The sequence below is a fragment of the Leucothrix arctica genome, assembly GCF_003172895.1.
GTDB lineage: Bacteria > Pseudomonadota > Gammaproteobacteria > Thiotrichales > Thiotrichaceae > Leucothrix > Leucothrix arctica.
The window spans coordinates 12,909-32,815 of sequence record NZ_QGKL01000037.1; the positions used below are offsets into that span (position 1 = coordinate 12,909).

Annotated in this window: 19 protein-coding genes and 1 riboswitch; of the genes, 14 read left to right on the top strand and 5 right to left on the bottom strand. The window is 43.4% G+C overall.

Annotation, left to right across the window (positions count from 1 at the left end; genetic code table 11):
• Positions 1-9 precede the first annotated feature (9 nt).
• A complete protein-coding gene (locus DKT75_RS13720) occupies positions 10-654 on the bottom strand; it encodes a LuxR C-terminal-related transcriptional regulator (RefSeq protein WP_109824011.1) in 645 nt (214 codons plus the stop codon).
• A gap of 239 nt (positions 655-893) precedes the next feature.
• Here DKT75_RS13720 and DKT75_RS13725 point away from each other — a divergent pair, with 239 nt between their 5' ends.
• Positions 894-1,889: a hypothetical protein gene (locus DKT75_RS13725; RefSeq protein WP_211665431.1), complete on the top strand. Its 996-nt coding sequence runs from the start codon at positions 894-896 to the stop codon at positions 1,887-1,889.
• A gap of 333 nt (positions 1,890-2,222) precedes the next feature.
• Here DKT75_RS13725 and DKT75_RS13730 read toward each other — a convergent pair whose 3' ends face one another.
• On the bottom strand, positions 2,223-3,404 hold the full coding sequence (locus DKT75_RS13730) for a glutathionylspermidine synthase family protein (protein WP_170310675.1): 1,182 nt from the start codon (positions 3,402-3,404) through the stop codon (positions 2,223-2,225).
• A 3-nt stretch (positions 3,405-3,407) separates the two neighbouring features.
• Positions 3,408-4,061: a Cj0371 family chemotaxis-regulating polar lipoprotein gene (locus tag DKT75_RS13735; protein ID WP_109824013.1), complete on the bottom strand. Its 654-nt coding sequence runs from the start codon at positions 4,059-4,061 to the stop codon at positions 3,408-3,410.
• 179 nt (positions 4,062-4,240) lie between these two features.
• Between DKT75_RS13735 and ccmA the strand changes: the two genes are divergently transcribed.
• From ccmA to DKT75_RS13790, 11 genes are all read left to right on the top strand, one after another.
• On the top strand, positions 4,241-4,867 hold the full coding sequence (gene ccmA, locus DKT75_RS13740; protein WP_109824014.1) for a cytochrome c biogenesis heme-transporting ATPase CcmA: 627 nt from the start codon (positions 4,241-4,243) through the stop codon (positions 4,865-4,867).
• Complete coding sequence (gene ccmB / locus DKT75_RS13745) at positions 4,860-5,531, top strand: heme exporter protein CcmB (protein ID WP_109824015.1); 672 nt, start codon at positions 4,860-4,862, stop codon at positions 5,529-5,531. Before ccmA ends, ccmB begins: the two co-directional genes overlap by 8 nt.
• 12 nt (positions 5,532-5,543) lie before the next feature.
• Positions 5,544-6,284 carry a cytochrome c biogenesis protein CcsA gene (gene ccsA / locus DKT75_RS13750; RefSeq protein ID WP_109824016.1) on the top strand — a complete coding sequence of 247 codons (741 nt, stop codon included), beginning with the start codon at positions 5,544-5,546 and terminating at the stop codon, positions 6,282-6,284.
• Positions 6,281-6,472, top strand: a complete 192-nt coding sequence (ccmD, locus tag DKT75_RS13755) for a heme exporter protein CcmD (RefSeq protein WP_109824017.1) — start codon at positions 6,281-6,283, stop codon at positions 6,470-6,472. The genes ccsA and ccmD overlap by 4 nt, the downstream gene beginning before the upstream one ends.
• Positions 6,472-6,933: a cytochrome c maturation protein CcmE gene (locus DKT75_RS13760; protein WP_109824018.1), complete on the top strand. Its 462-nt coding sequence runs from the start codon at positions 6,472-6,474 to the stop codon at positions 6,931-6,933. The genes ccmD and DKT75_RS13760 overlap by 1 nt, the downstream gene beginning before the upstream one ends.
• Positions 6,933-8,906: a heme lyase CcmF/NrfE family subunit gene (locus tag DKT75_RS13765; protein ID WP_109824019.1), complete on the top strand. Its 1,974-nt coding sequence runs from the start codon at positions 6,933-6,935 to the stop codon at positions 8,904-8,906. Before DKT75_RS13760 ends, DKT75_RS13765 begins: the two co-directional genes overlap by 1 nt.
• Positions 8,903-9,439 carry a DsbE family thiol:disulfide interchange protein gene (locus tag DKT75_RS13770; RefSeq protein WP_109824020.1) on the top strand — a complete coding sequence of 179 codons (537 nt, stop codon included), beginning with the start codon at positions 8,903-8,905 and terminating at the stop codon, positions 9,437-9,439. Before DKT75_RS13765 ends, DKT75_RS13770 begins: the two co-directional genes overlap by 4 nt.
• The gene (locus DKT75_RS13775; protein ID WP_109824021.1) at positions 9,439-9,918 is read left to right on the top strand and encodes a cytochrome c-type biogenesis protein; all 480 of its coding nucleotides are present in this window, start codon (positions 9,439-9,441) and stop codon (positions 9,916-9,918) included. Before DKT75_RS13770 ends, DKT75_RS13775 begins: the two co-directional genes overlap by 1 nt.
• Before the next feature lie 3 nt (positions 9,919-9,921).
• Positions 9,922-11,256, top strand: a complete 1,335-nt coding sequence (gene ccmI / locus DKT75_RS13780; protein ID WP_109824022.1) for a c-type cytochrome biogenesis protein CcmI — start codon at positions 9,922-9,924, stop codon at positions 11,254-11,256.
• A 21-nt stretch (positions 11,257-11,277) separates the two neighbouring features.
• Positions 11,278-13,482, top strand: coding sequence for a mechanosensitive ion channel domain-containing protein (locus DKT75_RS13785; protein WP_109824023.1), 2,205 nt, complete (start codon positions 11,278-11,280; stop codon positions 13,480-13,482).
• Positions 13,483-13,629: 147 nt separating this feature from the next.
• A complete protein-coding gene (locus tag DKT75_RS13790) occupies positions 13,630-14,712 on the top strand; it encodes an acyltransferase family protein (protein ID WP_109824024.1) in 1,083 nt (360 codons plus the stop codon).
• A 110-nt stretch (positions 14,713-14,822) separates the two neighbouring features.
• Here the strand turns inward: DKT75_RS13790 and ahcY are convergent, their stop codons facing one another.
• Both ahcY and metK read right to left on the bottom strand, forming a co-directional pair.
• Entirely contained in the window at positions 14,823-16,235 is a 1,413-nt protein-coding gene (ahcY, locus tag DKT75_RS13795; RefSeq protein ID WP_109824025.1) for an adenosylhomocysteinase, read from the bottom strand.
• Between the two features lie 110 nt (positions 16,236-16,345).
• Positions 16,346-17,500 carry a methionine adenosyltransferase gene (gene metK, locus DKT75_RS13800; protein WP_109824026.1) on the bottom strand — a complete coding sequence of 385 codons (1,155 nt, stop codon included), beginning with the start codon at positions 17,498-17,500 and terminating at the stop codon, positions 16,346-16,348.
• A gap of 19 nt (positions 17,501-17,519) precedes the next feature.
• A riboswitch (S-adenosyl-L-homocysteine riboswitch) is annotated at positions 17,520-17,600 on the bottom strand.
• Between the two features lie 259 nt (positions 17,601-17,859).
• Between metK and DKT75_RS13805 the strand changes: the two genes are divergently transcribed.
• Together DKT75_RS13805 and DKT75_RS13810 are read left to right on the top strand one after the other, a co-directional pair.
• A complete protein-coding gene (locus tag DKT75_RS13805) occupies positions 17,860-19,131 on the top strand; it encodes a capsule biosynthesis protein (protein WP_109824027.1) in 1,272 nt (423 codons plus the stop codon).
• A gap of 12 nt (positions 19,132-19,143) precedes the next feature.
• Positions 19,144-19,893 (top strand): SDR family NAD(P)-dependent oxidoreductase, encoded by a 750-nt coding sequence (locus tag DKT75_RS13810; RefSeq protein WP_109824028.1) that lies wholly within the window; start codon positions 19,144-19,146, stop codon positions 19,891-19,893.
• Positions 19,894-19,907 lie beyond the last annotated feature (14 nt).

A 19,907-nucleotide genomic window follows, 5' to 3' on the forward strand; every position in this document is an offset into this window, starting at 1 on the left:
TTCTGCCATTTAAATTAGATTCATTTTAAGTGCTTCAAATACGGCTTCTGCACGTGAGTTAACAGATAGTTTGCGGTAGATGTTTTTAACATGCGTGGCGACCGTGTGATAAGACAGTCCTTCCATCTCTGCTATTTCTTGGGAGGTGTAACCTTTAGCTACTTTTTGTAATACTTGTTGTTCGCGTTTGGTCAGTTTTTCAAGCAGCTGTTCTTCAGGTCTGAAGTGCTTCATAAGGTGTCGAGCGATGCTAGGGCTTATCGGTGCACCGCCTTGCGCTAAGTCAGAAATAGCCGTCTCAATTTGTATAGATTGATCATCTTTGAGTAAGTAACCGCTGGCACCCGCTGCTATTGCATTCAGAATGTGCCCTTCATCGCCAAAGACACTGATCACCATGGTGGCAGTATCAAAGCCTTCATGCTGTACCAGTTCGATTAATTCAATGCCGTTACCATCCGGTAAGTCTAAGTCTACCAAAAGTACATCAGGTGTTTTTTTTACTAAGACTGATTTTGCATCCGCAACGGTAGAGCAGCCATTAATAAGCTGAAAGTCTGCGGTGTTTTCAATAATAGTCATTAATCTGTTTAGGATGGTCGGGTCATCCTCCACCACCATAACTGAAATAGTCTTAGCTGCCTTAGCACTCATATATTTTGGCTCTCCGCAATAGGGTGAAGTTCACCTGTCGTATGATCAATCCTAGTCCAGTTATTTTCGCTTTACCAACGCTAACGCTTCTTTATACCTAAGGTTAGGTACGGTGACATTAGAAGTGCTGCGCTAGACTTTAGTTGTACGAACAAAAAAATGCCTATTCACGGAAATAACAAAAAGTTATGTGACAGGCCTTAAATATTTATAAACACAGTTGCGAGAGGAATTTATTCATGGATATGAAATTTAAAATACCGAGGCTCGGATTTTTGGTACCAGCACTCACATTGCTGTTGGCCACATCTGCTTATGCGGATGTTAAACGCGTCGCCGGTGAGCAATGCCCTTCTGGTTATCGTCATGCTACTTATCAAGAAGTGGCCGGTAATCGTCAATCTTATTGCGGCAAGCTACAGCAATGGGATATCGCACGAATAGAGGGTGGCGGTAGTGCTGATGGCCCGGGTTACCAGTGTAAAATTCGCCAAAAAGACACGAGACAGTTGGGGCACTCATTATGTGTAACTGCAGCAGTTAGTAAGCAGAGCAGTTTAAACCAAGCAGCTTATGTTACTGGTTCAACAGAGTATAGATATGGTCACAACTCTATCTTAAATATGAAAGTATACGGTGCACCTGCGGATACAGGTTATGGCCGTGTTGCAATGCTTCATGATGGCTCAATGTATCGACTATACCTTTTTAAGAGAGGGAGTCGTGACACGATTTATCAGTTTGGCTTTAATCGCTCAACGAATCGCTATGAATATGGCTATAACTCCATAAAGGTTTTGAAGATTGTGGGTATGCCGGCTGATGCGAGTAATAAAGGCTTTGCAATGCTACATGATGGGAAAGATTACCGTTTATACCAGCGCAGTAAAGATGGAAAGAAGTTATACCAAGCTGCTTATAAAGCAGGAAGCAATAGTTACGTTTATGGGTATAACTCAATTAAGGTGATGAATATCACAGGTGCTCCAGCCACGATTACTAACAATGGCCGTTGGGCGATGTTGCATGATGGAAAGGACTACCGACTTTATATCGGTCGTAAAGGTCATGCTAATCAGTTCTATCAGTTTGCTTTCGATGGAAGCGGTTATAAGCATGGATACAAGTCAATCCCTCTACTAAAAGTGACTGGGATGCCTAATACAAGTAAGCGTAATAGCTTTGCGATGTTACATGATAGATCAGCGTATCGTTATTACTATAAAACGAAGTAATAATGATTATTTAATGTTCTTTTTATATTTTATTGTTTGCTTTATTGTCCTGAACTGTTATTTTTGGTTTGTGGCTAGATGTTACACTAACAATGTAGATGAAGTAGCTATACCCCTGTAAGTTTGGGAGTTGCAATCCTGATAGGGCTTGGCAGTTGGCGTGTTAGTAATACCTAAACGCCTTTACGGTATTACATTAACGATACGGCAGTTGATTAGCCACCATAAACCAAAATAATAAGTTGCAAGGGAGTTATCCCTAACAGGCCCTATCACCTGTTGGGGATATTTTGATTTTAGTTGTGTGACAACTAACTCTTAGGTGTCGCGAGTTTACTCGCTGATGATATGCGGTACGAATGTAGCAGTATCGTTTAAAATCTTTGGTCCGCGTCGGAAGCCCAAACCACACGCTTCATAAGCGAAGAAAACACCGGCTTGATAGGTCAGACCTTTCGCATCCTGCTCTAGTTCAACATACTCTTGATAAAGCATCGGATGAATGCCATATGGCCCGTCCGTAGAACTTTCTACATCACCACTTTCAGTAACGATAGAGACATTGGCACCTTCACGACCAAATAATGGCTTAGACACATGCTTAACGCCTTCTAGTGGCTCGTAACCAGCGGCAAGCAAGTAAGGTGAATCAGGGAATAAGTCATGTAGAACCTTCAAGATACCCTTGCTCTGGAACAGAATGGTATAAGCAGGGTTGATGAATACTGCTTTACGCTTACGCGCAGTTTCTGTTAGTAGTTCAATTAGCTCTGGCTCATCTGCCGCCATATCTTCCCAAGGCCACAACTTAAACCAGAAGTTAGTCAGGTCTTGGTCCTTGTTGAATACACCTTCATCTGGCAAGAAACCCGCTTCATCGATGTAGCAGAAGTCAGTACTAAAGCCAGCATCTACCGCAATACGTTGTAACAAACGTGTTGTTTGCTCATCTTCCGGTAGATCACGTGCGCTCGAGAACAAAATACGCTCGCCGTTGTAGTACTCGTCAAACTTTTCAAGGCCATCATCGTTCGTAATTAGGCGCTTAAAGTTATCAGCAATCATTTCATAAGCGTTATTGAACTGTGCTTCTTCATCCATGCCATTACTTTTCAGTAGTGCCCACTGGATGATGCAAGTTTCAAATAAGCTTGTTGGTGTATCCGCGTTAAACTCAAGTAGTTTAATCGGCTCACCATTTAAACCACCAGCAAAATCAAAGCGACCATACAAGTGCCAGTCATCATCATCCCAACTTAATTTAACAAGTTGGATAAGGTTTTCTGGGATGCCTAGCTCTGCGAAAAGGTCATTATCAATAACATGCTGACCTGCTTCGGCAAACATATCGTAAAGCGCGTTGGCTGCTTCGTAATAACCTTCAGCTTCTGCTTCAGTGACTTTAACTAACTCTGGAGCAACGTAGGAAGATCCATCTGGGTCGGTATGCCAAGTGAAGCCGATTTCTTCCATTAAATCCTGACTAACAGGTTCTACCGATAAAGTATGAATCAAGGGTTAGCCTCCAAAAGAGCTAGCGCGTGAAGAAGAGGCAGCGCCTTTGCTTCCACCAAAACCACTTTTTGGCTTAGCAGATGCTTTAGGTGCAGTACGTGCTCTGTTGTTAGCACTTGAAACAGTTGCGCCAGGACGCGTGCTTGCATTGGTACGTGCACGAGCATTGGCATTGTTTGATAGTCTGTTTGCAAGCATTCCACCGATTAGCGCACCTGCCGCACTTGCAAGGATCATTTCACCCAAACCAAGTCCACCACCGCCACTCGCTTGTGCTTCACTAGCAGGCTTTGTAAGTTCAGATGTGCCTGCTTCAACCTTGTCAGCTTCTGCTTGAGCAAGTGTCTTTAGCTCAGCATTGCTAAGTACTTTTTCCTTACCGTCTAAAGTCTTAAGTACAGCACGAGTATCACCTTCTGTAGGGTAACGTTCTGCTAGCTCATATTTATCTGGGTTAGTAGAGATCTGCTGAATAACTAGGAAGTAGTTTTGCTGCTTAAGATCGCTTTCAAGCTGGCCAATATTTTCTTTTTGTTCAGCCGGTGCGATAGGCGGTTGTTGCGCTTCTTCTGAACCACAACCCTGCAAATTAGCTAGAACAACTAAGCCTAGGCCGCCAACCATTGAATAAGACGCTGCTTTTTTAATATGTTTCATTGTCGTGTCCCATGATAATAGTAAATTTGTCCGTACTATATGGCTGTACCCCTATCCAGTTCAAGTACTGAGAGTATAATCGGGTTACTAAGCGGTCATATACTAGGGTACCGCTTTCATTTCATTCACCGTGTGCATCTTATATACTGCACCATTTTATTAAGCGCAAAGTATCTATCGTGACATTATCTGTTCAAAAACTGCAATGTAGCCGAGGTGATCTGACGGTTTTTCAGGGGCTTAGCTTCACGCTAAATGCTGGGCAATTATTGTGGGTAGAAGGCAGAAACGGCAGTGGTAAAACGACGTTACTACGGACTGTTTGCGGTCTGTTTTTAGCAGATGAAGGGAATATAGAATGGAAGGGTGAGCTTACAAAGCGAACCCCCGATGAGTATTATCGTCAACTACTCTATATAGGTCATCAAAATGCGTTGAAACTAGACCTAACACCGTTGGAAAATTTACAGTTGTTATGTCGCCTTGCTGGGCAACCTTTGACAGAAGTGCAGATAGAAGATGCTTTGTTAAAAATGGGATTAGCAGGTTATGAAGACGTGCCTGTGCGACAAATGTCTCAAGGCCAACAACGTCGAGTTGCTTTAAGTCGTTTGTTGTTGACGGATGCTGCACTCTGGGTATTAGATGAGCCTTTTGTAGCATTAGATGTTGCAGCCGTTGAATTATTGCAGTCAATCTTAGTCACACATGTTGAAAACGAGGGCATGGTGATGTTAACCACGCATCAGGCGGTTCCATTACCTGCTGAAAAAATGCAGCGCATTTCCTTGGATCAATATGCTTAAGTCGTTTTTAGCGGTACTCAAGCGTGACTTACTGTTGGCGATGCGTCGTCGCAGTGACATATTCACCGTCTTGTTTTTCTTTATTATCGTCGTGAGTATTTTCCCGTTAGGTGTTGGTTTTGAAAAGGCGATGCTCCAGCAAATTGCGCCTGGCATTATTTGGGTTGCTGCTTTACTTGCATCTACATTGGCGTTAGAGCGTATCTTTGCCAATGACTTTGCGGACGGAACATTAGAGCAAATGTTACTGACACCGCAGCCATTAGGGGTATTAGTGTTTGCCAAAATATTGGCACACTGGTTATTGACAGGATTACCGTTGGTGTTAATTGCGCCACTGGCAGCCTTACAATACCATTTAGATTTTTCCACGACGCTGACGATGATGTCGGTGTTACTGATTGGGACTCCCGTGTTAAGCATGGTAGGTGCGATTGGTGCAGCATTGACCCTTGGCTTACGCGGTGGTGGTGTTTTGATTTCGTTACTGGTGTTGCCTTTATATATACCCGTGTTGGTGTATGGGGCAGGCGCAGTAGCAGCAAGTATGCAGGGTGGTATTTCCTTGCAGCCTTATTATTTATTATTGTCAGCGTTTTTACTGTTGGCATTAGTGTTTGCACCGTGGGCCACGGCAGCATCACTACGTATTTCGGTTGAATAAGGACCTAACGCAATGACTATTAATTGGTTTAAGTATTCATCACCGGCAAGCTTTTATCCTCTCGCTGGGAAGCTAATTCCGGTGTTTATGGTATTGGCTATCGTGCTGACATTGGGTGGTTTGTACTGGGGCTTTTTTCAAACACCAGATGTGCTGTCTGATCAAAAACAATATTACCGCATTATTTTTGTCCATATCGCAAGCGCTTGGATGGCGATGTGGTTATACGTGGTTATGGTGTTTTGGGCCGTATTAGGACTTATATTCAATACCAGACTGTCATATATGTTTGCCTGTGCAACTGCCGTGACCGGCGCAATTATGACTGCATTGTCGTTATGGACGGGAGCATTTTGGGGGCAAACTAGCTGGGGCACATGGTGGGACTGGGACCCGCGAATGACCACACAGTTGATTCTGTTATTTTTGTATATGGGCTACATAGCACTACACTCAGCGATTGACGACAACCGACGTGCCGATAGAGCCTCTGCGGTATTAGCGATGGTAGGTTTAGCGATTGTGCCTGTGATCTATTATTCGATTAATTGCCCTGACCCAAATGCGTGTGCTTCGTTGCATCAGGAATCATCGATGGAACGTATAGAAACTAATATATTCATTGCCATTATGACGACGGTTGCTGGTTTTTGGATGTATTGTTTTGCGGTGATTTTGATGCGTACCCGAAACATTATTTTGCAGCGTGAACGTAAGTCGAGTTGGGTTGCACGATTGGAGGCGTTGAAATGAGTGAGTTTTTTGCGATGGGAGGCTATGGCTTCTACGTGTGGTGCTCAATGGGAGCAGTCGCAGTATTAATGATACTTGAGCCGGTACTGTTATCGATCAAGCATCGCCAACTGATTAAAAATATTAAACGTCAAAATCGACGCCAAGCGAGCCGAGAAAATACGGCAAGCCAAACTGAGAAAAGCTAATGACTGCCAGACAGAAACGAATCGTATTTATTATCTTAGGCTTGTGCGCGGTGGCAGGTTCCTCCGTCATGATTACTAAGGCGATGCAAAGTAACTTAGCGTATTTATATGCCCCTGAAACGGTATTGGCTGGTGAAGTGCCAGAAAATAAACTCATTCGAGTAGGTGGTTTGGTTAAGAAGGGCAGTCTAAAGCGTAGTGATACGAGTTTGGATTTGAGTTTTGTCTTAACAGATAATCGAGGGAATGAAGTGACGGTGACGTATGACCGAATCTTGCCTGACTTATTTAAAGAAGAGCAGAGCGCCGTTGTACGAGGGAAGTTAAACTCGGACAAAGTCATGATTGCTGAAGAAGTACTAGCAAAACATGATGCTGAATACATGCCAGAAGAGCTGAAGGATGTTTTGAAAAAAGAACATGCTCCAGCACCTGATAAAACGACAGAGGTTACCTATTAATGCTACCTGAGATTGGGCATTTCGCCTTAGTACTCGCGTTGGTGGTTGCCATCGTTCAGTCGGTCTTTCCTATACTAGGCGCTGCGACAAATAACGCACAATGGATTGCGCTAGCAAAGCCAACGGCACGTGCACAGTTATTGTGTCTGATCGTATCGTTTGCGTGTTTAACGGCTTCATTTCTAATTAGCGACTTCTCTGTATTGTATGTGGCTAGCAACTCCAACACGTTGATGCCGACTATTTATAAGGTCTCAGCAGTATGGGGCGCACACGAAGGGTCGTTGTTGTTGTGGGTGTTGATTCTCGCAGTATGGGCATACTTGGTATCTGTCTTTAGTAAAGGTATCTCGGCAGTCATGCTGGCACGTGTTCTTAGTGTCATGGGTATGATTGGTGTGGGCTTTTTACTATTCACCTTGATGACATCAAACCCATTTGAACGGTTATTTCCAATACCGCTTGAAGGTAAAACACTGAATCCTTTGCTACAAGATCCGGGCTTAGCGATTCACCCGCCGATGTTGTACATGGGATATGTAGGTTTCTCTGTAGCCTTTGCTTTTGCTATTGCAGCAATGTTGGGCGGCAAGTTAGATGCAGCTTGGGCGCGCTGGGCAAGACCTTGGACGAATATCGCTTGGGTATTCCTAACGATTGGTATTGCTCTTGGTAGTTGGTGGGCATATTACGAATTGGGTTGGGGCGGTTGGTGGTTCTGGGACCCTGTGGAAAATGCTTCTTTGATGCCTTGGTTGGTGGGAACAGCACTTATTCATTCTTTAGCAGTAACAGAAAAACGTGCGGCATTTAAGTCGTGGACTGTGTTGCTTGCGATCTTTGCATTCTCGTTAAGTTTGTTGGGTACATTCCTAGTTCGTTCAGGCGTGCTGACATCGGTTCATGCCTTTGCAAGTGACCCTGAGCGTGGTTTGTTTATCCTTATATTCTTAATATTAGTGGTTGGTTCTTCACTACTACTTTATGCCTTTAGAGCGCCGAAACTAAAATCAACAGGTACGTTTGATCTGGTTTCACGTGAAATGGGCCTTTTAGTTAATAATATCGCACTGATTGCGATGACAGTAACCGTGTTGCTAGGTACTTTATATCCGTTGTTTGTTGATTCACTGGGTGGCGGTAAGATTTCAGTAGGGCCTCCATACTTTAATACTTTATCCATTCCATTAGGCGCAGTGCTAGCGTCAGCAATGGGGTTTGGACTGTTTTTGCGCTGGAAAAAAGATAAACCAGAGCGAGTATTTAGTAAGGTTCGTTGGGTGTTATTAGTCGCGCTAGTGACAGCATTTTTAGTGCCAATTTTGCTGATGGATTTCTTTGATATTAAAGCGGTGTTGGGCGTGTTCCTTGCGTCATGGGTGAGCTTGACTGCATTGCTTTGGGTTCAAGAGCAGGGGCGTTCACCATTTAAACTACCGTTGGCAGTATGGGGCGCATCAATCGCACACATTGGTTTTGCGGTGATGGTCGCAGGTATTACGTTGACCTCGGTTTACAGTACTGAAAAAGATGTTCGATTAGTTCAAGGTCAAAACTATGAAATGAGCGGCTATAGTTTCTTGTTTAATGGTGTGAAAGAAATTCAAGGGCCTAACTATATCGCACAGCGTGGTGAGATTGTGGTAACGCGTGGGAGTGAGTCGATTGTGACATTGCACCCTGAAAAGCGTAACTATGGCCAAGACACTATGCCTATGACAGAAGCGGGGATTGACGGTGGTTTCTTCCGCGATTTATTCGTCGCATTGGGTGAGCCTCTGGGTAATGATGCATGGAGCGTACGTATTTATCATAAACCTGTCGTTAACTGGGTTTGGTTGGGTGCAGCGTTGATGTCCTTGGGTGGTCTATTTGCTGCCTTTGATAAGCGCTATAGACGCGTAAGACGACGGGAAGAAAAGCCAGTCGTTCAGCAGCCTACTAAATCAGATGTAAAAGAGGCAGTGGCATGAAAAAGAGCGCACTAATTCCTTTAGCTGTTTTTGCAGTGTTGGTAGTGTTTCTAGGGGTCGGTTTGGGTTTAAAACCACGCGAAGTTCCATCACCGTTTATTGGTAAGCCTGTCCCTCAGTTTGTGTTACCTGAGCTTATGAAGGACGGTAAAACGATTTCGCCCGCTGACCTTAAAGGACAGGTTTGGATGCTAAATGTATTTGCATCTTGGTGTTTTGCTTGTCGTGCTGAGCATGAAGTACTTAGTGCTTTTATTAACGCTGAGAAAATTCCTGTGGTTGGTTTGAATTATAAAGATGAGGCGGAAGATGCTAAGAATTGGCTGGCCGCTTTAGGAAATCCTTACCAACATATTGCTTTCGATTATAAGGGTGATGTCGGTATCGATTACGGTGTTTATGGTGTACCAGAGACATTTGTTATTGATAAAAAAGGCATCATTAGGCATAAGCAAATTGGTCCTGTTTTTGATGAGACGGTCGTTGATACACTACTCCCGTTGGTATTAAAACTGCGTGAGGAGAAGATCTAATGCGTCGTTTTATGTTGAGTTTACTCTGCTGTATCGCGTTTGCTGGTACGGCGACAGTCTTCGCTGAAGATGGTGCTGAAAGGCTGACTTTCTCATCGGTTGAGAGTGAAGAAAACTACAATACCTTGGTTAATGAATTGCGGTGCTTAGTGTGCCAAAACCAGACAATTGGGGGGTCAGATGCTGGCCTAGCTAAAGACCTGCGGGCAAAAGTGTACGAAATGGTAGAGTCAGGTAAGAGTCGAGATGATGTCGTCGACTATATGGTCGCTCGTTATGGTGACTTTGTTTTGTATCGACCGAGTTTTCAACTTAAGACAATATTGTTATGGCTAGGGCCAATCATATTTTTATTTCTCGCGCTTTGGTTAGTTGTTCGTTGGGTTCGCTCACAAGCAATAACCAAGAAAGCAGAGCCTTCGTTAAGTGATGCGCAGCGACAGCAAGTGCGTGAAATGTTAGATCAGAATAAAGGATAAATCATGCTTTGGTTTTTTATTGCAGGGCTGCTGATCATAGCGGTTGCGTATGTGTTACTTCCTTTGTTTCGTACAACGGATGAAGTGGTTGATGACCGTAAACAGCAAAATATATTAATTGTACGTGAGCAAGTTGCTGAGTTGGAGTCGAGCTTTGAGCGAGGCGAAGTGGATAGCGACCAATATCGTGAGCGACGTGATGAGTTAGAGCAGTCGTTATTGCAAGATGTTAGTGGTCAATCTGACTCTGCGGTTGCGAATAAAACGAGTACCTCATCATGGATGAGCGCTGCGTTTTTGGTGTTATTCATACCGATGGCGGCCATCGCACTATATTTGGAGTTGGGTACGCCTAATGCCCAAGTATTAGCAGAACAGTCAAAACCTCAAGAGGTACCTTTGACGGCAGACGGTAAGCCTGATATTGAGAAATTGGTATCTAGCCTGCACGACAAGTTACGTAAAAACCCTGCTAATGCCGAAGGTTGGTACATGTTGGGTCGCTCTTACATGATGATGCAGCGTTTTGATGGTGCAATAGAGGCTTACGGAAATCTTTATAAGCTTCAGCCCGATGAGCCGGAAGTTATGTTGATGTTAGCAGATGCTATGTCAATGAAACAGCAGGGTACTATGGCTGGTGAGCCAAAAGAATTAATTGAGAAAGCGTTACTCAAAGTGCCTAACCACACGACGGGCTTATGGTTGTCTGGTATGGGTTTTGAGCAGGAAGGTAATCATCAGAAGGCTTTAGAGCGTTGGGCAGTCTTACGCCCACTGCTAAATGATAACCCTCAAGAACAGGTGCAATTAGATGTGTTGATTACTCGTGCTAAAGCGGCGCTAGTGACTCAACAAGCCAACGCAGCATCTTCAGGTGCAGTTGCTTCTGAAGTTAAGCCGTCTACTACTGAAAGTGCAGAGCCTTCGGCCGCAAAGGAGCTTGTATCAACAGATCAGGCTACTGAAGTATCAAAGGCTGACAGTGATAAGGTTGTTCAGATTACGCTGAAAGTCAGTTTGAGTGACGAATTTTTAGAGCGAGTCTCTCCTGAGGATAGCGTATTTTTATATGCAAAAGCTCAGACAGGACCTCCATTGCCGTTAGCCGCTAAGCGACTGCAGGTGAAGAATCTTCCGATAACGATGATACTGGATGATACGATGGCGATGATGCCACAATTTAAGTTGTCATCTTTTTCAACATTGATTGTGGGAGCGAGAGTCTCTAAAAGTGGTGATGCGATTAGTCAAAATGGTGACTTAATTGTGGAAGTTGAGCAGGTCTCTCATGGTGATGAGGTTACCTTGGTTATTAATCGCATTTTGAAAAAATAAACGTTAAGCATAGGGGGATTTTTGAAGAAAGTTACAACGGGTAGCCGTCATCTAATTCTCCTATGCTTAGTTAGTCTATTATTTAGTTTTTCAGCCTTTGCTGCTGATGACGCAGAAGAATCGCCATTGCTCCCTTGGCCAATGCGTCTCGACATAAATTGGTGGGACTCTTTCAGTAAAGTCGACACTAAAGTCTTAGAAAAACGCATTGAAGAGGCAAAAAGTGACCTTGCCTTTGTTCAAGAGCCGCCCGAAGCACTCCTTATTTCGGAGCAAATTATTGATTCACTCGATCAATATTATAAAAAGCGAACGACGCCACTTCCGGTAAAGCCACTCCCCTCTGAAGAATATAAAGCCCAATACAGTTTGGCTGAGGTACAGCGTTTTGTTAGCGAGCGACGTAAAGGTGAATCTGAGTTAGAGCTTCTAAAGTCAGATCAAGAGCAGTTCGAAACGCTGTTGAAGGATAAAAAGAAAGCAGTTGCTGAAGCCGTTACGGTTTATAAAGCACGTCAGCAAGCCTCGGAAAGTAACTTAATGGAAGGGCTGAGTTGGATTCAGCAGCAGTCTAATCAGGCTTTAGTCAGTTTAAATAGTAGTGTGCTAAGTCAGCGATTGAAAAACCAGCAGAGTTATTTGTCTCGTCTTGTCAAATTAGAGCAAGAGCAAATAGAGCGGTTGGTAGTGTTGCCTGAGTCGCTTGAGGAGGCGAAGCGTGAGTTCAAGAGGTTGCAGCAAGTTGCCGAGACGCACCGTGTTGAGCTAGAGGGTATTCGAAGTAAAGAGCTTGCGCTGAGTTCGGATACTGTTGTGTCACAACAGCAGAAAGTCATACTAAGCCAGAAGATTTTATTGCGTGAGGCTCAGTTACGGCTTACTGAGACTCAACAGCTTGCCCAGCTATTGACGGTGGATATAGCATCTTTTGACGGTGCAATTGCTGATGCTGATCGTGATGAAGTTAGAGCGCGACAAAAACAAGCTGAGGCACGTTTAGATGAAAATACAGAATGGTTAGAGTCCGCTTATAAGAGAATTAAGCAGGAATCAGACTTGGTTGAGTCCATAAAGGATGTCGTCGAAAAGTCGGATGATGCTCAAGCGGCACAAAGTGCAGGGCAGCGCGCTGTATTGGTTGATCAGGTAGATGATTCTCTTAACGAGTTATCTCACTTTGGTTATGACTTGTCGTTGCTTGTTGAGGTCATTGATACAAAGTTATCGATGAGCGCACGAGGGGCAGAAGTACTTGTCGAGAAGGCTGATGACACTATTCGACAAAGTTGGCAGAAGTTTCAAGATTGGATGGCGGTGCCATTATTCACCATTAATAACTCTTCAGTCAGTTCGTTTGGTTTACTCCGTTTTTCCCTGATTTTATTAGCCGGTTGGGTATTAACTCGATTGTTCCGACATGCGGTTAAGCGAGCATCGGAGCGTTCCAATAAAGGGGTGAAAGACTCTTCTGTCATTACCTTGAGTCGTATATTCAGTTTGTTCTTTATGGGGATTGCGCTGCTATTTGGGTTTTCGAGTTTAGGTATTGATGTAACGAAGCTTGCCTTAGTTGCTAGTGCGCTGAGTATTGGTATCGGTTTTGGCCTACAAAACATTATCAATAACTTTGTCTCAGGTATTATTTTGTTGTTTGAACGAAGTATGAAAGTTGGCGATTATATTGAGTTAGCTGACGGTGTTGTGGGTGAGGTTAGGGAGATCAATATCCGTAGTACCGTTATCACAACTAACAACAATATCGACATCATCGTTCCAAACTCAGAGTTCGTGAATAGTAGTGTGACTAACTGGACGATGACGGATGGTAACCTGCGTATTAAATTACCTTTTACGGTTGCCTACGGATCCAACAAAGAACACCTTCGAGAGGTGATTTTAGAGGCTGTTTTAAAGCAGCCATCAACACTAAATCTGATAGATAGGCATTATCCTCAAGTCCGGTTGTCTGGTTTTGGCGATAACGCTTTAGAGTTTGATTTAGTCGTTTGGGTCAAGCCTGGTTGGTCAAAACGACCAGGTCGGGTAAAGGGTGCCTATAATTGGGTGATTGATGATGTGCTGCGTGAGCACAATTTTGATGTTCCCTTTCCCCAGAGAGATATTCACATCCGTAATACGGCACCAGAATCTGCTGAGCTAATTTTATCAGCAGACTTAACCAAAGCAACTGCAATAACTTCAAGTTCAGTCACTTCTACTACATAGCTTAAACCATCATTGTCACTATTTTAGGTCAGCTAATCAGCTTGCTAGTACCGAGAAGCGGTTGCTTGAGCATGATAAGTTGCGAAATGTGATAATTGCCAACTAACGATTTTAATAATCAAAATAACGATATCAGATGGTGTTCCGATGGCTCTTAAAGACCGTTTTTATGAAATAGACTTGCTGCGATTTTTGGCAGCTCTTGCTGTGGTGCTATACCACTATACCTTTCGCGGGTTTGCTGAGGGTGGCTACAGCCCAGTTGAGTACCCAGTGATTGGTGACTTTTTTAAATATGGCTTGTATGGAGTGCAGTTGTTTTTCATTATTAGTGGTTTTGTCATTTTGATGACGGCCACTAAGCGTGGGGCAGCGCATTTCGTTATTTCCCGAATTACCCGGCTGTACCCCGCCTTTTGGGTCTGTGTAACGATAAGTGCGTTGTTCATTGTCTGGAAGGGCGGTGAGCTGTTTCAAGTCGGATGGCTACAATACCTGCTTAACTTAACAATGTTGAGCGGTTTTGTTGGTGTGGAAATGATTGATGGTGTGTACTGGACGCTATTGGTTGAATTGAAGTTTTATGCGTTAATTTTCGTATTACTGGTGTTAGGTCAAATTCACCGTATTGAGTGGTATTTAGCGGGCTGGTTAGCGCTAACTGTTGCGACAGTCGTTTTGCCATTACCTAAAATAGTAACCTTTTTATTCTTAACTGAGTGGTCATCTTATTTTATTGCCGGTGCGTTGTTCTATTTGATCAAACAGAATGGCTTGAATGTTTATAGAAGTGTCATGCTCGGTGTGAGTCTAGGTGTCGCTTTGATTAAGGATATTCCTCAGTTGCAGCATGCTGAACAGCTTTATAGTAGTGACTTTTCATCGTATATCGCGAGTGCATTAATTACTGCTTTTTTTGTTATGTTTCTACTTATTTCTTTGGGTAAAACACAGTTTTTTAATTCTGAAAAGTTAGTTAAGTTGGGTGTATTAACTTATCCGCTTTACCTGATTCATCAGAATATTGGTTTCATGATTTACCATGAGCTTGGCGAGCAAGTTAACCGTTATGTATTACTGGTAGCTTTGGTGTTAGTGATGATGTTAGCAGCATGGCTAATTCATAAGCTAATTGAACAACCGCTTGGGCGATGGATGAATAATGTGCTTAAAGCTTTGTGGGAGCGTATTCAGAGCTCTTTTGGTAAGAAGCCCATCACTCAAGCGTAGTAGTAGTCTTTTAGGTGAAAATCATAGGCACAAAAAAGCCCCTGAACCGAGGTGAGTAATCACCAAGGTTCAGGGGCTTAGAACATTAAAGCATCAAATGCTTTTCGTTCTTAGTAGCGGTAGTGATCTACTTTGTATGGACCTGCAACAGGCACACTAATGTAGTCAGCTTGCTCTTGAGTTAGCGTCGTTAGTTTTACACCAACACGCTCAAGGTGCAAACGAGCAACTTCTTCGTCTAGGTGCTTTGGAAGCATGTAAACTGCGTTCTCATATCTTTCAGGGTGCGCAAACAACTCGATCTGAGCCAATGTTTGGTTAGTGAAAGAGTTAGACATAACGAAGCTAGGGTGACCAGTACCACAACCCAAGTTAACCAAACGGCCTTGAGCTAGTAGGATGATACGCTTACCGTCAGGGAAGATGATGTGATCTACCTGTGGCTTGATTTCTTCCCACTCATACTGCTCTAGGCTAGCAACGTCGATTTCGTTATCGAAGTGACCGATGTTACAAACGATTGCCTGATTCTTCATCTGAGCCATGTGCTCATGAGTGATAACGTGATAGTTACCTGTTGCAGAAACGAAGATATCAGCTTGAGAAGCAGCTTCATCCAACGTTACAACACGGTAGCCTTCCATTGCCGCTTGAAGTGCATTGATAGGATCAATTTCAGTAACCCATACAGTAGCACCAAGACCACGTAGAGATTGTGCAGAACCTTTACCAACATCACCGTAACCTGCAACAACTGCAATCTTACCAGCGATCATTACGTCTGTAGCACGCTTGATAGAATCAACTAGTGACTCACGGCAACCGTATAGATTATCAAACTTAGACTTAGTAACAGAGTCATTTACGTTGATTGCTGGGAACGTTAGTTCGCCTGCTTCAGCCATCTTGTAAAGACGGTGAACACCCGTAGTTGTCTCTTCAGTAACACCTTTGATCTCTACACGAATACGTGAGTACCAAGTTGAATCTTCAGCTAGCTTCTTCTTGATAGAAGCAAACATAACGATTTCTTCTTCAGAACCAGGGTTATCTAGTACAGAAAGATCACTTTCTGCTTTAGTACCTAGCTCGATCAAACCTGTCGCATCACCACCATCATCAAGGATCATGTTTGGTGTGCCACCGTCATGCCAATCGAAGATCTTGTGACAGAATTCCCAGTACTCTTCTAGAGTTTCGCCTTTATGAGCGAAAACAGGGATACCTGCTGCTGCGATAGCTGCTGCTGCGTGATCCTGTGTAGAGTAAATGTTGCAAGATGCCCAACGAACTTCTGCACCTAGAGCTGCTAGTGTCTCAATCAACACAGCTGTCTGGATAGTCATGTGCAAAGAACCCGCGATGCGAGCGCCTTTAAGTGGCTGGTCTGCGTACTTAGTACGTAGAGAAACAAGCCCCGGCATTTCTGTTTCGGCAATGTTTAGCTCTTTACGGCCAAATGCTGCTTGAGACATGTCTGCAACTTGGTAATCAGTAAATGTTGAATCTACTTGTGCGTTCATAATATTTTCCAATCAAATTGTAGTAGCGTGGTTGGATTCATAGTCAACTTCAGCTGAGCCTAGCCCTAATCAAGAGGGGTGCAACGCTACTCAGCCAAGGTTGTAAAAAATTAAAGTGCCGCTTTTAGCACATCTACTCTATCAGTCTTTTCCCAAGGCAGATCGATATCCGCACGACCAAAGTGGCCATAGCTCGCTGTCTGGCGATAGATAGGTTGGATCAAGTCCATCATTGTTACGATACCGAACGGGCGTAGGTCGAAGTTAGAACGTACTAATGCTTCGATTTTCTCGTCAGATAGTTTACCTGTGCCGAATGTTTCAACAGAGATAGATGTTGGCTCTGCAACACCGATTGCATAAGAAACTTGAATCTCACAACGGTCTGCAAGACCTGCTGCAACGATATTCTTAGCAACATAACGACCAGCATAAGCAGCTGAACGGTCAACCTTTGATGGGTCTTTTCCAGAGAATGCTCCACCACCGTGACGTGCCATACCACCGTATGTGTCAACGATGATCTTACGACCAGTCAATCCACAGTCACCAACAGGTCCACCAATAATGAACTGGCCAGTAGGGTTGATGTGGTATTGAGTGTCAGCGGTAAGCCATTCAGCAGGAAGAACTTCCTTAACAATCATTTCCATCACAGCTTCTTTAAGATCAGCTTGGCTGATTTCAGGGTTGTGCTGTGTAGAGAGTACGACTGCATCAATTGCAACAGGCTTGTCGCCTTCGTAGCGGAATGTAACCTGACTTTTAGCATCTGGACGAAGCCAAGGCAGCGCACCAGATTTCATTAGGTCAGCTTGACGTTTAACTAAACGGTGAGCATAAGTCAGTGGAGCAGGCATCAATACGTCAGTTTCGTTACTTGCGTAACCGAACATAAGACCTTGATCACCAGCGCCCTGTGACTCTAAATCACCACGGTCTACGCCCATTGCGATATCTGGAGACTGTTGACCTAGTGCATTAATAACAGCACAAGTGTCGCCATCAAAACCGATCTCAGAGCTTGTGTAGCCGATATCATTAACGACTTCACGAACGATTCCTTCGTAGTCGATAACAGCAGAGGTTGTTACTTCACCTGCTAGAACAACCATTCCTGTTTTAACAAGTGTTTCACATGCAACACGTGCTGTTTTGTCTTGTGCAAGAATAGCATCAAGGATGGCATCAGAAATCTGATCTGCCATTTTATCTGGATGTCCTGCAGACACGGACTCGGATGTGAACAAGTGGTTCCCAGCCATAAAAAATCTCCTAAAAGTATATGACTGAGTGCCGTTGTATTTTTGATACCTACCTAAGCCTAGCCGACATTGAAAGTCGGTCGCAACACTCCTTAGGGGGTATTTGAATCGTGCAAAATTGATTCAGGATTGGTATGATATACGAGGACAAAAAAAAAATCACTAAATTGGTCTTAATTTCGTTACCTCCGGTCCATTTGCGAAGTTATCCATGCAGATTTCTTTTTATAAGCTATATTAATAGGGTGTCTCAGTCTGTTTCTTATTATATGAACTATTTGTCGCACTTATGTAACTTATTACTTATATGCTACTTAAAGATATAGTTATTAGTCTCTTCATTGCCCAAGGTATATTAAGTGAATAAACGCTGCTTTCTCTTTCTTCAAGGTGTAGCCACACCGTTTTTTGATCGCTTAGCTTCATCTATCCGAGCTTCTGGTCTAGATACTTGTCGTGTGGTGTTTTGTGGTGGTGATGCTCAATATCATAGTAGTGGCGAAAGTATTTGTTACCGTGGTTCTATTGAAGACTTACCAAGCTTTTATGAGGACTTATTCAAGCGTCTTGGTGTGACAGATTTGGTGTTGTTTGGAGATACTCGACCTGTCCATATTCCTGCGATTGAGTTGGCAGCTAATTTAGAAAATGTAGAAACGCATGTCTATGAAGAAGGTTACCTAAGACCAGACTGGATCACGTTAGATTCTGGTGGCGCTAATGCAAACTCTGCGCTTCTTCCAACATCGCCTATCTATTATAGAAATTCCGCTCAGGAAGTTCCAAGAGGAGTCCAGAGCAAAAAGACCGGTTACAGTCAGTCTGTACGTTTACTACAAGACGTTTATTACAATAGTGGGCGTGTTTTTGATGAACGAAATTATCCTCATTATTCTAGACATAGGCTTCATAGTCCAATTCAGGAGTATCTTGGGTGGGTAAGGCGAGCACCCATAAAGCCTTTGTTATCTCAGTATGCAAAGTTTGTGACGAAGCGACTATTGAAACGAAATATTCCTTTCTATGTGTATCCGTTACAACTTGATAGTGATTCTCAAATCAGGGTGCATTCGCCGTACTCTAAAGGTTTAAGTAAAGCGACTGACGATATTATTAAGTCTTTTGCTAATCATGCGCCGAAAAAGTCAGTGTTGATAATTAAAAACCACCCTTTAGATACTGGGATCAATAAACATAAGCAATACGTGAAAAAAGTGAGTAAAGATTACGACGTTAGCAATAGGGTCTTGTTTTTTGACGGTGGCCATTTACCAACTATGCTGCACAATACGGCAGGTACAGTTTTAATTAACAGTACTGTTGGTATGTCGTCGCTGTTTCATAAAAGCCCAACCATTGCCCTCGGTACAGCAATTTACGATATCCCAGGTCTAACATTTCAAGGGCGTTTAGACTGTTTCTGGCGTAGTAATAAAATACCGAACAAAAAGCTTTTCAAAGACTTCAGAGATGTTGTTATTGATCATACTCAGATCAATGGAAGTTTTTATTCTAAACGTGGGATTGAAATGGCGATTGCTGGTAGTTTGAAGCGATTTGGTATTCCGCCTGAGCCTGAAACTGAGCAAGAGCCTCCCAGCTTTAGTGAGCAACCTATTGAGGCGACTTAGGCTCTAGTAGTAATGAAAACCATTTTGATAACAGGGGCGACTGGTGGTATCGGTCAAGCACTATCCCTAGTGTATGCCAATGCAGGTGTTCGTTTAATTCTGTTAGCTCGTCAAGAACAGCAACTTCATCAGTTAAGTGAAGCTTGTAGGACAAAGGGGGCAGACGTTGTTTTCTTTAGTCTAGACTTTAAAAACACCAATGATGTTTTGATGCTGTCAACTTCCATAGTTGAGCAGTTTGAAATAGATCTGTGTATTTCGAATGCAGGTTTAACGAGCAGTACTGTTGATAATGTAGTTGAGCCTTGGGGGAATATCGAGCAGTTAATCGATATTAATTTAACCGCAGCTTTGGCAGTTGTTCACCCCATAGTCTTAGATATGCAAGCTAGAAAAAGCGGGCAGGTGGCTTATGTGAGCTCTCTTGCAGCTTATTATGGTATGTCTTTGACCCCGGCGTATTCTGCCAGTAAAGCAGGGCTTAAGGCTTATGCTGAAGCCATGCGAGTTTTGTTAAAGCCTAGTTTGGTTTCTGTAACACTCGTGACTCCCGGTTTTGTAGAGACAAAAATGAGCGATCAGTTTACCGGCAGTAAACCATTTATGATCTCGCCTGAGCAAGCTGCGATAAAAATTAAGAAAGGTTTAGATCGGCATGCCAAAGTAATTTCATTCCCGTGGGTTTTGTCACTAGGAATACGAGTATTATCCTGCTTGCCAGCCTCAATAGCTGATAGAATTATGGTACTTCTTCGCTATTAAGCAGTAAAACTCTC

Excerpts from the sequence above, each read along its gene's own strand:
- DKT75_RS13720 (WP_109824011.1), bottom strand. The coding sequence starts at position 654 with ATGAGTGCTAAGGCAGCTAAGACTATTTCAGTTATGGTGGTGGAGGAT.
- DKT75_RS13725 (WP_211665431.1), top strand. The coding sequence starts at position 894 with ATGGATATGAAATTTAAAATACCGAGGCTCGGATTTTTGGTACCAGCA.
- DKT75_RS13735 (WP_109824013.1), bottom strand. The coding sequence starts at position 4,061 with ATGAAACATATTAAAAAAGCAGCGTCTTATTCAATGGTTGGCGGCCTA.
- ccmB (WP_109824015.1), top strand. The coding sequence starts at position 4,860 with ATGCTTAAGTCGTTTTTAGCGGTACTCAAGCGTGACTTACTGTTGGCG.
- ccsA (WP_109824016.1), top strand. The coding sequence starts at position 5,544 with ATGACTATTAATTGGTTTAAGTATTCATCACCGGCAAGCTTTTATCCT.
- ccmD (WP_109824017.1), top strand. The coding sequence starts at position 6,281 with ATGAGTGAGTTTTTTGCGATGGGAGGCTATGGCTTCTACGTGTGGTGC.
- DKT75_RS13760 (WP_109824018.1), top strand. The coding sequence starts at position 6,472 with ATGACTGCCAGACAGAAACGAATCGTATTTATTATCTTAGGCTTGTGC.
- DKT75_RS13765 (WP_109824019.1), top strand. The coding sequence starts at position 6,933 with ATGCTACCTGAGATTGGGCATTTCGCCTTAGTACTCGCGTTGGTGGTT.
- DKT75_RS13770 (WP_109824020.1), top strand. The coding sequence starts at position 8,903 with ATGAAAAAGAGCGCACTAATTCCTTTAGCTGTTTTTGCAGTGTTGGTA.
- DKT75_RS13775 (WP_109824021.1), top strand. The coding sequence starts at position 9,439 with ATGCGTCGTTTTATGTTGAGTTTACTCTGCTGTATCGCGTTTGCTGGT.
- ccmI (WP_109824022.1), top strand. The coding sequence starts at position 9,922 with ATGCTTTGGTTTTTTATTGCAGGGCTGCTGATCATAGCGGTTGCGTAT.
- DKT75_RS13790 (WP_109824024.1), top strand. The coding sequence starts at position 13,630 with ATGGCTCTTAAAGACCGTTTTTATGAAATAGACTTGCTGCGATTTTTG.
- ahcY (WP_109824025.1), bottom strand. The coding sequence starts at position 16,235 with ATGAACGCACAAGTAGATTCAACATTTACTGATTACCAAGTTGCAGAC.
- metK (WP_109824026.1), bottom strand. The coding sequence starts at position 17,500 with ATGGCTGGGAACCACTTGTTCACATCCGAGTCCGTGTCTGCAGGACAT.
- DKT75_RS13810 (WP_109824028.1), top strand. The coding sequence starts at position 19,144 with ATGAAAACCATTTTGATAACAGGGGCGACTGGTGGTATCGGTCAAGCA.